Origin of the sequence: Streptomyces sp. NPDC058576, from assembly GCF_042718715.1 — a bacterium.
Classification (GTDB): domain Bacteria; phylum Actinomycetota; class Actinomycetes; order Streptomycetales; family Streptomycetaceae; genus Streptomyces.
This window is the reverse complement of sequence record NZ_JBHXPF010000001.1, coordinates 231,839-243,914: the sequence shown is the minus strand read 5'-3', so window position 1 is coordinate 243,914 and position 12,076 is coordinate 231,839. Positions and strand designations below refer to the sequence as shown.

Below are 12,076 nucleotides of genomic sequence, written 5' to 3'. Positions count from 1 at the left end.
TCCCAGCGAGGAATCCATGAACGACAGCACTGCCGCAGCACCGGCCGCGACCGGCGACGACGCCGCGCCGCCGGTCCCCGAGGAGATCAGGGAGGCCGCCCGGCTCGCTCCCGATCACTGGCTCGGCATGGTCGACCCGGCCTGGGCGGGCGAGGGTGATCCGCCGGAATGGGCCGTGGTGGGCCGGTGGCGGTCCGGTCTGGACGGCGACATCGAGGAGTGGCAGCCGAACGAGGCGTACCAGCCGTCGCCCCAGGCGCTCGGCTGGCCCGCCCCCACCGACCCGGTGGACGAGGCGGTGCAGCTCTCGGCCACGGGGTACGGTCCGGGGGAGGCGGTCCCCAGGGCGCTGGCCACGGCGGAGGTCGCCGTCCTGCTCGCGCCCGGCGGCGTACCGCTGTCGGCGGTCTCACCCGACGGGACCGCGGTGGTACCGGTCTTCTCCTCGCCCGTTCATCTGCACGCGGCCGGCCGCTTCGGCTACGAACTCGCGCCGGTCACCGAGGTGATGGAACGTCTGCCGGAGGGCCACCTGCTCTACGTCAACCCCTCCGGGCCGGTCGGTATGACCGTCGAGACCGACGCCCTGCGCCGGGCGGTCGACGAGGCCGCCGGGGCGACGCCGGAAGAACCGCGGCGCTCCACCGAGGCCGAGGCCGACGGCCCGGAGTCCTCCCCCGCCGCCCCCCTCCCGGACCCCGCCGGGGAGACCGACCGCGAAGCCTCCGCGCGCTCCGAAAGCTGACCGCCCCCGTACCTCGCACGAAGCGAACCGATGGAGTTGCCCCGATGACGAGCCCTTCCGGTGCACCGGACCGCGAGCCCGACGGCCCCGCCGACGCGGAGACGGCCGGCGGGCCCGCGGCTTCTGGACCGCGCCCTTCCGGTGTCCAGGGCGGCCCGTCCGCCGTGCTGCGGGGTCAACCGGGGTTCCGCGAGCCGCCCGAGGACTACGTGGAGGCCGCGAAGGCGGCCCCCGACCACTGGCTGTCCGTGATCGACCGGCACTGGACCGGCGACGAGGACGAGCCCACGCCTCCGTGGGCGATCCTGGGGCGCTGGCGCAGCGACACCGAGGGCGACATCGTGGAGTGGGAGGAGAACGCCGAGTACCGCCCGTCGCCCGACGCACACGGCTGGGCCCCGCCGGTCAGCCCCGTGGACGCCGCCGTGCAGCTGGTCGCCACCGGGTACGCCTCGGAGGATCTGTTCGCCCTGATGGTCGCCGACGCCGAAGTCGCCGTGTGCCTCGACGAGGTGGGCGGCCTGGCGGTCACCGACGCGCAGGACGGCACCCAGGCCGTTCCCGTCTTCCCGCCCTCCCCGGATCTGGACCGGAACAGGCTGCCGCCGCACGAGACGATGCTGGTTCCCGACCTCCTGGACCGGCTGCCCGAGGGGAAGGAAGTACTGGTCCTCAGCTCGTCCGCACCCGTGGGGCAACTCGTCACGGCGAACGCCCTGTTGGCGGCCCAGGCCGAACTGGAGGAGTTCGCCCGCCTGGAGGAGGCCGACGCCTGGCCCCCCGGACCGGCGGCGGGCAACGGCTCCGGGGCCACCCCCTGGCCCCCCGGATCCGCCGATGAGCGGCCCGAGTTCTTCCGGGGAGAGAGCTGAGCCCGCGGGCCCCCGGCCGGCCGCGTCGGGGGTGGCAGGGCAGGGCAGGGCCGGGCGGCGGGGAGGGCAGGGCCGGGCGGCGGGGAGGGCAGGACGGTACAGATCCGACTCCTCTAACTCCGCTTTGTACAGGTACGGTTCATCCGTGAGCGGAATCCTCGCGTGGCCGGTGATTCCGCTTGACGCCCGCTCGCCGGCCCGCTGCTCCACGGCCGAGGGGTCCGGCCCGGCGGTCCGCACCGTCGGACTGTCAACTGATGAGGGTGAGTTCGCAGCAATGGCTCGTGTCTTCTGTTCTTGGAGTGCCCGCCGGTGAGTGAGTACGTCGACAGCTCCGTCCCGGAGATCTCTCCCGCGCCGGGACCCGAGCCCCTCCCCGCAGCCGAGGACGATCCGGCGATACCGGTGCCGGGACCCGCGGCGGCCGAAGCGGTTCCGACCGCCGGTGGGCCGGCGGACCCGGCCCCCGCCCCGGACGGGCCGGTGGCCCCGGCCGGTCCGCAGCCCGAGCCGCCCCCGGAGGTGGTCGAGGCGGCCCGGGAGCTGCCCGAACGATGGCTGAGCGTCCCCGACGCCGCGTGGTCGGGGCAGGGCGCGCCGCCGGACTGGGCGGTTCCCGGCCGGTGGCGTACCGACGCCGGGGGGACGATCGTGGCGTGGGAGGACAACGCGGACTACCGCCCCTCCCCGGCGGCGCTCGGCTGGCCCAGGGCCACCGACCCGGTGGAGTCCGCCGTTCAGCGTGCCGTGACCGGTTACGGGCCGGCCGGCGAGGTCCTGCGTGCCCTGGCCGCGTCGAAGGTCGCGGTGCTCATTGGCTCCGACGGTGAGCCGACGGCCCTCCGGTCGGCCCAGGGCGACCCCGTGGTGCCCGTCTTCACCAGCCCGGCCCACCTCCGCGCCCTCGGGTCGCTCGCCGCCCGGCTGGTCCCGGTGGCCGACGTGGTCGCGGGGCTGCCCGAGGGGCACTCCCTCTACGTCAATCCGACCGGACCGGCCGGCATGATCATGGAGACCGAGGCGTTGGCCGAGGAGATCGCCGCCCAGCAGGCGGGCGAGGCCCGGCCGGTGGACACGGACGGCCCGGAGGGGCCGAGCGCGCCGCGCATCCTGGCGGTCCACGTGACCGACGCCGACCGGCTCCACGCCGACGCGCCCCGCCGGACCGAAACGGCCGCGTCCCCGGCCGGAACGGAGGCTCGGGCATGAAGGGCAGAGGAGTCTTCGCACGCCGACGCGGCAACGGATCCGCCACCGGTGCCGGGCGCGACCGCGCCGCTGCCGCGCCGACCACCTCCACCGGACCGGCCGGTGGAGCCGAGGAGGGGTTCCTGGTCGAGGACCACGACGGCATGCTGCTGCTGCGGACCTTCTCCGACGACACCCTCACCCCGGCCGACGTCGCCGACCTGGCCCGCACCATGCGTGCGGACGAGGACACCGTGACCGTCATCGCGGGCGCCGACGGTGCGGGCTCCGCCGCCTTCTGGCCGAAGCTGAGCGAACTGCTCGACACGCTGGGCGAGTCGGGGGTCGACAGCGTACGGCTGGTCATGCCCGGAGCGGGGCATGACGCCGAGGGCCGGCCCGCCACCGCGCGCCGCATCGCCGACGCCTGGCGGATGGAGGTCGAGGCGCCGGACGGGCCGCCGCTCGTCGTGCCGGGCGGCACCCTCTTCATCCCGTCCGTCGAAGGCGCCGGACGGCGGCCCTCGGCGGGCGTCTGGTGGCGGTTCGCGCCGGGGAAACGGCCCGAACCCCTGGGCCCGCGCAGCCCACAGCCGTCCTGGCAGTCCGCGCTCGACAGCCTGCCGTCCGCCCTGGCGGGCGGCTGCGTCGTCGAGCAGATACCTGCCGGGGTGCTGGTCCGTCCGTCCGGGGCGGCACCGACCCGGCCCGGCGACCTCTACCACGCCGTACCGGTTGACCCCCGGCGCCTGACCGTGGTGGTCGGCGTGCCCTACGGCGAGGACATCTCCGCCGAGGAGGTCGCCGAGGTGCTCGAAGCCCTGCCGGACGACGTCCAGGTCGACGTGCGGCTCGTGCCCGGCGGGCGGCGCGATCTGCTGCCGCTGGCCCAGTCGGTCTCCGACCGGCTGGACATCGAGGTGGAGGTCATGACCGGGCTGCCGCTCGTCGCGGCCGCCGGCCTGTTGGGCACCTACTCCGTGCGGTCGGTCCTGGCGACGCCGGACGGCACCCCGGCGTGGATCCCGTTCGTGGACGCGGTCCGGTGCTCCCCGCCGGACGCGGAGGGCCGCGCCCGGCAGCCCCGGCTGCTGCGCTGGAGCCCTCCGCTGCCGGGGCCCGCGCGTCCGGAGGAGGGCGTGGTCGGGCTGACCGATGACTGGCAGCTCACGGTGACTCGGGCCGGCATGTGGGTGGGGCCGCGCGGCGGCCCGGCGCTGTCTCCCACCGCCCGCCGGGTGGACCCGGCCGGTCCGATGATCGAGCTGGGCATGCCGGGTGAACTCCTCGACGCCTCGCTGTGGCCGGTCCTGTCGAACGTGCTGGAATCCCTGGCGCCGGACCTGCGCGGCCGCACGGTCCTCCATGTGCACGGTGTGGCCCGTGACGGCGGACGCGAACTGCGGCGGCTGGCGGCCCAGTACGGACTGCGTACCCTGCGCCACGCCGCCCCGGCCCCGGTCCGGGCCGGCCAGACGGCCCCGGGCCGTCCCGCCGCGGCCGGTGCGGTCGCTCCGTCCGGAGCCACCGCACCGGCATCGTCGTCACCGCCGCCTCGTGTACGGGGCACCGAGCGCCCGGCGTCGTCCGGACCGGCGGAGCGCCTAGGCCAGGGCCCGCGAACCCAGTTCGGACAACCCGCGGTGCCGCACCAGCCGGGACAGACCTCCGGGTCCACCCAGGCCCCGCCCGCGAAGATCGGGGGCAGAGCGGCGCGCACGGACCGTGCACGGCAGCTCAGGGAGGCGATGGCCGCCGGCACGGAGACGGGCGCGAGCGCCGCGACGGGGGCGGGCACATCCGGTACGCCGGCCGCCTCCACCCCTTCGGGCACGCCGGGCAGACCCGGTGCGTCCGGTGCGCGCTCGGCACCTGGTACGCCCACGACGCCGAGCAGCACGGGTACTTCGGGAACCTCGGGCGCGCCGGGCGGCTCGGGTACCTCGGCAACCACGGGCGGCTCGGGTAACCCGGCCACCCCTGGCACCCCGGCAACCTCGGGCGCGCCGGGAACCTCGGGCGGCTCGGGCACCCCAGCAACCACGGGCGGCTCGGGTAACCCGGCCACCCCGGGCACCTCGGCAACCACGGGCGGCTCGGGTACCCCGGGAATTCCGGGCACCTCGGGCGCCCCGAGTACCTCGGCCACCCCGCCAACCTCGGGCGGCTCGGCCACCCCGCCAACCTCGGGCGGCTCGGCCACCCCGGCCACCCGTGGCACCCCGGCCACCCCGGCCACCCCGCCAACCTCGGGCGGCTCGGCCACCCCGGGCACCCCGGGCACCCCGGCCACCCCGGGCATGTCCGGCGCGTCCGGCAGGAGCGCGGCGCGCGAGGAGCGGGAGCGACGGGCGGACACGTTCGACTGGTCGGACGACCCCGTTCCGACGGGGTTCGCCGGACGGGCCCGCACGTCGGGTACGACCGCCGGCCCCGCGCTCGGCGCCCATGCCGCTCCGACCCCCCAGGCCCCGGAGCGGAGCACCGGCCCGGCCGGGCGCCCGGAAGCGCGGGAGCCGGAGGCGAACGCCCCGGAGGCCGAGGCCCCCGCCGCCGGTCGGGACGAGGACCCCGTACGGCCCCCGGGCCCCGAAGAAGCCGGCCGCGCGGGAGCGGCGGCCGAGACCGGAAGCGACGACAACGGGGGAGCAGCTGAGACCTCTGGCCCGGACGAACGCGCCGAGGCGGGCGTGGCCACCGACGGGACGACCGGGAACGCCGCCACGACCGAAGGCGCCGCGGCGGCCGACGGCTCCGAACCGGGAGGCGGGCAGGGCCGGTCCGGTGCTGAGCGGAAGAACCCCGCACCTGGGGTGCCCGAAGACCCCGACAGCGACGAGAGCCCCGACGCGGACGCCGGATCCGCGCCCCCCGAGGGGCCGGGGGAGCCGGAGGCGGGCGGCGCGTCGATCCTCGCGCCCGACCCCGCGGAAGCGGACAACGAGAAGACCCCGGCGGAGGCCGGAGCCCCGGGAATCTCCGCGGCTCCGGACGGTCCGGCAGCCGCCCCCACCCCGAAACCGTCCACCGGACCGGACTCCACCGAGGTCGCCCCGGCCGCTCTCCGCCCCGAAGGCCCGGACGTTCGCGATCCGGAGCCCGCGCCCGCCCCGCCGGGACCGGCGCACCGGGTAGGGGCCGAATCCTCCGACCCCGTGCCCGCGACGGCGCCGCTCACCTCGACCGCCTCGTCGGATTCCGGTGCCGCCCGGCTTCCGGACGTACCGCCCGTACCGCCTGTACCGGATGCACCGGATTCCCGAGGCGTTCCCGATCCCGAGGCCCCCGACACGGCCGACACCGGCCACGTGACCGAGGCCGAGGACGAGGACGGAGAGGGGAACGGGGACGAGGGCGCGGAGTTCGTCCAGGCTCCGCTTCCCCCGATCCTGCTGGACCCCGGTCACCGCAGCTCCGAGGCCGAGCGGACCGCCTTCCGCGCGCTCGCGGGCGACCTGTGGGACCGGCACGGCGCGGCCGTCGCACGGGCGCTCGCCCGGATGCCCGCGCTGCGCGGAAAGGAACAGGAGGCGGCCCGCGCCGATCTCATCGCGCTGCGGATGTACCTGCTCCTTCCGGAAGGACCGTTCAGCCACGGCGCGTTGACCTGGAGTCTGCGCGACCGCGAGCTGGACCTGCTGCCCTACGGCGCCTGCGTGGCCTCGGCGCTGAACCGGATGCCGTCCTACCGGGGCGCGGTGCTGCGCGGCACCACCGCCTCCGGAGGCGGTGGCCGTCCCGGACCGCCGCGTCCCGGGACACTGCTGCGCGACGCGGCTCTGCTGAGCACCGTGCGGCTGGACGCCGGCACCGTACCGCCGCCGGGTGACAGCTATGTCATCTGGTCGGTCGCCGGCCGCCGCGTGCGGCAGTTCTCCGAGCAGCGCGGGCCGGAGGAGGTCGTGTTCGCCCCCGGGACGCTCTTCCGGGTGCTGGCCGTCCGCCGCGCGCAGCCCGGCGTGCAGATCCATCTGCGTGAACTGACCGGACCTGCCGGGGCGCTCGCGCCCGATCCCGAGGGGGATCGGGCCGTGCTCGCCCGGCTGGAAGCCGTCGCGTCCGGACCCGAAGCGACGCCCAAGGGCACCGGCCAGTGGCCGGAGCGCTGCGCGGGCGCTGTGGGGGCCGGACCGTGACGCGCCAACGAACCCCGACGAGAGCGAGGACTTTACGTGGCACGAGAGCATGATCCAACCCCCCGCATATCCACGCGGTCGGGCACGTCCACCGGCGAGAGCGGCACGGGGAAGAGCGGCACGGGGAACGGCCGGAACTCCGGCGGCTCATCGGTATCGGTCCGCCGAGCGGTGACCATGCCCGGAACCCCCGGGGACCCCGGCGGCGCACTGGCGCCGGGCGGCGGCGAGCGGCCCGGCGGTACGGCCGCGCCCGCCTCCGGAGCCGCTCCGGAGGCCGTCACCCGGGCGGAGAGCCCGGCGTCCGGAACCCCCGCGAACACGAACGCCGCCACGGGCCCGGACGCCGCGAAGACCGGCGAGGCGACCGGGGCGCGCGCCAACGCGCCCCGGGGGGAAGCGGAGAGCACCGCCGAACCCGCCGCCGCCCCGGCCGCGGCACTGTCCGGCGCCGCTTCCGCGTCGGCGTCGTCGGCTTCCGTTCCGACCGCGGAGCTGGCGACCGTCAGCACCGACGGCCCGGCTTCGGGCACCGTGGCGACCGCCACCGGAACCGGTGGCGGCGGTGGCGCGAGCTCGCAGGAGGGCGACGAACCGCCCGGCAGCCGGCCCAAGAAGCCGATGCTCGCGGCGGCCGGCATCGTCGGCGCGCTCCTGATCGCGGTGCCCTTCCTCCTGGCAGGGCAGGACGACCGCGAGCCCGAGCGCACCCGGACCGAGAACGCGGCCGGCACGGTGCTGGACAGTGAACGCCCTCCGGTTCCGGAGACCTACACCAGCCAGTCGCCGGCCCCCTCCACCACGCCGAGCAAGAAGAAGGAGGAGAAGAAGGAGAAGAAGCCGGCCGAGCCCGTGATCCACCAGCAGCCGGTCACGCCCTCGCCGACGCCCTCTCCGGAGAAGTCCGAGGCCGCGAAGAAGCCCAAGGTCAAGGCCAAGGTGCTGACGCCGGCCGAAAAGCTCCGCCAGTGGGCCAACGGACGCTCCGGGGTACAGAACACCGTGCTCAAGAACGCGGCGACCGGCCAGTGCGTCGACATCGGCGGTTACGGCAAGGGCAAGATCAACAACGCCGTCAACCAGTACCCGTGCAACGGCACCACGGGCGACAACCAGCTGTGGAACCTCAACATCGTGGACAAGGACGGCGGGCCCCAGAACGCGCCCCTCTTCCTGATCCGCAACAGCAAGGACGGGCTCTGCCTGGACCTGGGCTACTACAACGCCCGTTCGGCGGGGACGAAGATCGGCCAGTTCCACTGCAACGCGTCGGGCGACAACCAGCTCTGGTGGCTCGACCCCCGCGGTGACGGGACGAACTGGATCCGCAACGCCGTCAGCAAGGACCTGTGCCTGCGTCCGACCGGCGGTTCCTCCGCCGGAAACGACGCCCGGCTCGAAATCGCCAACTGCGGCTTCGGCGATCGCTGGATCGTCTGAGGATCCGCCCCGGCGGAGCGACGCCCCCGTTCCTGCGGTGCGGCCTGACGCACCAGGGGAACGGGGGCGTCGCTCCTTCCGTCCGGAAAGTGATCGTGCGCCGCCGCAGCGGGCGGGTCAGGACAGCTCGGCCAGAACCGCGTCCGTGAACGGCGTCCACGCCTCCGCAGCCCACGGGCCGAAGGCGCGGTCGGTCAGCGCGACGCAGGCCGCGCCCGCCACCGGGTCGATCCACAGGAACGTGCCCGACTGCCCGAAGTGCCCGAAGGTGGCGGGGGAGGACGTGTTCCCCGTCCAGTGCGGGGACTTGGAGTCGCGGATCTCGAAGCCGAGGCCCCAGTCGTTCGGACTCTGGTGGCCGTAGCCCGGCAGGACGCCCTTGAGGCCCGGGTGCACGACGCTCTGGGCCTCCAGGACCGTACGCGGGTCGAGCAGGCGGGGGGCCTGGACCTCGGCGGCGAAGCGGACCAGGTCGGCGACGGTGGAGACGCCGTCGCGGGCGGGGGAGCCGTCCAGGGTCGTGGACGTCATGGCCAGCGGTTCCAGGACCGCCTGGCGCAGGTACTCCACGAACGGGATGCCGGACGCCTTCGCGATGTGGTCGCCCAGCACCTCGAAGCCCGCGTTGGAGTACAGGCGGCGGTTGCCGGGCGGGGCCGTCACCCGGTGCTCGTCGAAGGCGAGGCCGCTGGTGTGGGCGAGGAGGTGGCGGACCGTGGAGCCCTCGGGCCCGGCCGGCTCGTCCAGCTCGACGGCCCCCTCCTCGTACGCCACCAGCGCCGCGTAGGCCGCGAGCGGCTTGGTGACCGAGGCGAGGGGGAAGCGGTGGTCGGTCGGCCCGTGCGTGCCGAGGACCGTGCCGTCGGACCGGACGACGGCGGCCGCCGCCGTCGTGACCGGCCAGGTGTCGATGATGCGCAGGCTCTCCATGCCCCGAGCCTAACGGCCGTGCCCGGCGGTCCGCCCCGGGCCCCGGGAAGCCCGAGGCCGCCCCCGGCCCGGGCCCCGAAACGCCCGGGGCACGCCGGGGCTCCTCACGCGGCCAGCGGGGTCAGCGGCGCCAGCCGGGTCCCGAGCGCCATGATCCGCATCGCGCGCTCCGTCGCGTCGGCCAGGAACTCGCCGCTCCGGCCGATCGCCTCCACCAGCGTCATCGGCGCGGGAAGGATCGCGCTGTACGCGTCCACGCCCACCGCCCGGACGTCCTGCGCGCCCGGCCCGATCGTCCCGGCCAGCACCAGGACCGGCACCCCGGAGGCGTGGGCCCGCCGCGCCACCTCGGCCGGGATCTTCCCGCGTACGGTCTGGTGGTCGAGGGCCCCCTCCGCCGTGATCACGAAGTCGGCGCGGGCCAGGCGGGCGTCCAGGTCGAGGCCGTCGAGGAGGACGTCGTAGCGGGGGAGGAGCCGTGCGCCCACGGCCGCCAGCCCGGCCCCGAGGCCGCCCGACGCACCCGTGCCGGGGGCCGTCCGCAGGTCGATGGGCGGCGTGCCGGTCGGCGGGGCGAAGGCCGGGGCCAGGTCCCGGGTGAGGACGGCGGCCAGCCGCTCCAGGCCCGCCGAGAGCAGCTCCACCTCCGCCGGGGTCGCCCCCTTCTGCGGGCCGAACACCCGGGCCACCCCGCGCTTCCCGCACAGCACGTTGTACGGGTTGCAGGCCACGAGCAGGTCGGCGGCGGCCAGTCGGGGGTCGAGGCCGGCCGGGTCGATGTGCTCCAGCTCGTGCAACGACCCGCCGCCCGGGCGGAGTTCGCGGCCGTGCCGGTCGGTGAGCCGGGCCCCGAGGGCCTGGAGCGCGCCCGCGCCCCCGTCCGACGTACCGGAGTCGCCGCAGCCCACGAGGATGCGCCGGGCCCCCGCGTCCAGGGCCGCCCTGATCAGCTCGCCGACACCGTACGTCGTGGTCGCGCCCGGGTGGCGGCGGTCCGGCGGGACCAGGGAGAGGCCCGCGACGGCCGCCATCTCGACGACGGCGGTGAGCGGGCCGGGCCCGCCCAGCAACGCGAAGTGCGAGGAGACCGGGTCGCCCACCGGGCCCGTCGCCGTGCACGGGACCAGCCGGCCGCCGCCCGCCAGGGCCAGCGCCTCCGCCGTGCCCTCGCCGCCGTCGACCAGCGGAATGAGGTCGAGTTCGGCGTCGGGGATCACCCGTCGTACGCCGACGGCGATGGCCTCGGCGACCCGGGCGGCCGACAGGGACTCCTTGAACCCGCTGGGGGCGATGGCGATGCGGTGGGTCATGGCTGGGTCTCCAGGAGGACGGGCACGCCGAGCAGCGGCCAGAGAACGAGGGCGAAGGTGAGGACGAGGGCCGCCGTGAGCGGCGCGAGGAAGGCGGACAACCGCAGCAGGTCGCGCGGGGTGTAGGTCGGGGTGCCGGGCACGTCCGCGAAGAGCGCGACCGGCTTGGCCGAGGACGGCAGGGTGTGGCAGAAACCGGCGGCGGCCGTGGACGCCAGCGCCGCCGTGACCGGGTTGACCCCGGCCCCGATCGCCGCCGCGACCACCAGCGGGACGAGGACGGAGGACCGGGCGGAGCGCGACTGGAGCGCGAGATGGGCGGCCGTGCTGACGACGACCACGCCGGTCAGGAACATCCAGGGGGGCGTGGACGCCCCCAGGGGTATCCACCCCACCAGCCAGTCGGCCGCACCCGAGTCGGAGAGGGCGACGCCCATCGCCATCGTGGCGGCCATGAACAGCAGCAGCGGCCAGGGGACCGTCCGCAGACCGTCCTTGAAGCGGACCGTCCCCAGCGCGGGCGAGGTCGCCACCAGCGCGCCGATGAGCGCGACCACGGCGGGCGACACCCCGTGCAGCGGTTCGCTGCACCACAGCAGGACGACCGTCGCCAGCAGCAGCAGGCACCGGGACTCCGCCGGGGTGAACGGGCCCTCGACGGCCGTCTCGGAGTGCTCCTGGATCTGCGCCGCCGTGATCGTGACAGGACCTTTTCGGTCGGCGCGACGGGTCGTCGTCAACAGCACCAGCTCGGCGGCCAGATGGGAGGAGACGACGGCCAGCGGCAGTCCGAGGACCAGCCATTGGACGAAGCTCAGCTGCTCCCCGGTCTGCTCCCACAGCACCCCGACCGTGATCAGGTGCGCGCCCGCCCCGATGAGCGTCGCGACGGCGGAGAGCAGGATGACGGTCGGGAAGAGGAGCGCCAGCATGACGACCAGGCGGGTCCGTTCACGGAGCGCGGCCGCCAGCGCCAGGAACACCGGGAGGGCGAGCGCGGCCCGCCCCGACGTGGCCGGCACGGCGAACGCGGTGACGACGAGGCCGGCCGTGGTCAGGTGCACCAACTGGCGTACGGTCCTGGCCCCGCCGACCAGGAAGACGGCGGCCCGGCCCGCCAGACCGGTCCGGGTCACGGCGGCCGCCAGGACGAAGGCGCAGATCAGCAGCCACACCGTCTCGTCGCCCAAGGTGGCGAACAGGGTCTCGCTGCTGATCACCCCCGTCACCGTCAGCGCCAGTCCCGCGCCGAGCGCGATGTAGGCGTCATCCACCGGGGTGGCGATCCAGGCGGCGGTGGCCAGGGCGAAGACGGCCAGGGAGAGCCGCCCGTCGGCGCTGAGGCCGGGGGCGGCGCCGGGGACGGCGAGCAGGGCGCAGAGTCCGAGGACGGCGCAGAGGCCGACGATCTGCCGGAGAGGGAGAGGCACGCTGTATAGCCTCTGAAGGCGCGGT

Annotated in this window: 8 protein-coding genes; 5 read left to right on the top strand and 3 right to left on the bottom strand. The window is 75.7% G+C overall.

Features of this window, described 5'->3' with window-relative positions:
- The first annotated feature begins 16 nt into the window (after window positions 1–16).
- The 5 genes from ACFWRV_RS01075 (at window position 17) to ACFWRV_RS01055 (ending at window position 8,381) form a co-directional block, all read left to right on the top strand.
- Window positions 17–745 carry a type VII secretion system-associated protein gene (locus ACFWRV_RS01075; RefSeq protein WP_384326559.1) on the top strand — a complete coding sequence of 243 codons (729 nt, stop codon included), beginning with the start codon at window positions 17–19 and terminating at the stop codon, window positions 743–745.
- 44 nt (window positions 746–789) lie between these two features.
- Window positions 790–1,617 (top strand): type VII secretion system-associated protein, encoded by an 828-nt coding sequence (locus ACFWRV_RS01070; protein ID WP_384326557.1) that lies wholly within the window; start codon window positions 790–792, stop codon window positions 1,615–1,617.
- A 312-nt stretch (window positions 1,618–1,929) separates the two neighbouring features.
- Window positions 1,930–2,826: a type VII secretion system-associated protein gene (locus ACFWRV_RS01065; RefSeq protein ID WP_384326555.1), complete on the top strand. Its 897-nt coding sequence runs from the start codon at window positions 1,930–1,932 to the stop codon at window positions 2,824–2,826.
- Window positions 2,823–6,941, top strand: a complete 4,119-nt coding sequence (locus ACFWRV_RS01060; RefSeq protein ID WP_384326553.1) for a hypothetical protein — start codon at window positions 2,823–2,825, stop codon at window positions 6,939–6,941. Before ACFWRV_RS01065 ends, ACFWRV_RS01060 begins: the two co-directional genes overlap by 4 nt.
- 177 nt (window positions 6,942–7,118) lie before the next feature.
- Complete coding sequence (locus tag ACFWRV_RS01055; protein ID WP_384326551.1) at window positions 7,119–8,381, top strand: RICIN domain-containing protein; 1,263 nt, start codon at window positions 7,119–7,121, stop codon at window positions 8,379–8,381.
- 117 nt (window positions 8,382–8,498) lie between these two features.
- Here ACFWRV_RS01055 and ACFWRV_RS01050 read toward each other — a convergent pair whose 3' ends face one another.
- The 3 genes from ACFWRV_RS01050 to ACFWRV_RS01040 all read right to left on the bottom strand — a co-directional run bounded on the left by ACFWRV_RS01050 (window position 8,499) and on the right by ACFWRV_RS01040 (window position 12,051).
- Window positions 8,499–9,311 carry a serine hydrolase domain-containing protein gene (locus ACFWRV_RS01050; protein WP_384326549.1) on the bottom strand — a complete coding sequence of 271 codons (813 nt, stop codon included), beginning with the start codon at window positions 9,309–9,311 and terminating at the stop codon, window positions 8,499–8,501.
- 104 nt (window positions 9,312–9,415) lie between these two features.
- Window positions 9,416–10,621: a glycerate kinase gene (locus tag ACFWRV_RS01045; RefSeq protein WP_384326548.1), complete on the bottom strand. Its 1,206-nt coding sequence runs from the start codon at window positions 10,619–10,621 to the stop codon at window positions 9,416–9,418.
- The gene (locus tag ACFWRV_RS01040; protein ID WP_384326546.1) at window positions 10,618–12,051 is read right to left on the bottom strand and encodes an SLC13 family permease; all 1,434 of its coding nucleotides are present in this window, start codon (window positions 12,049–12,051) and stop codon (window positions 10,618–10,620) included. Before ACFWRV_RS01040 ends, ACFWRV_RS01045 begins: the two co-directional genes overlap by 4 nt.
- Window positions 12,052–12,076: the final 25 nt, after the last annotated feature.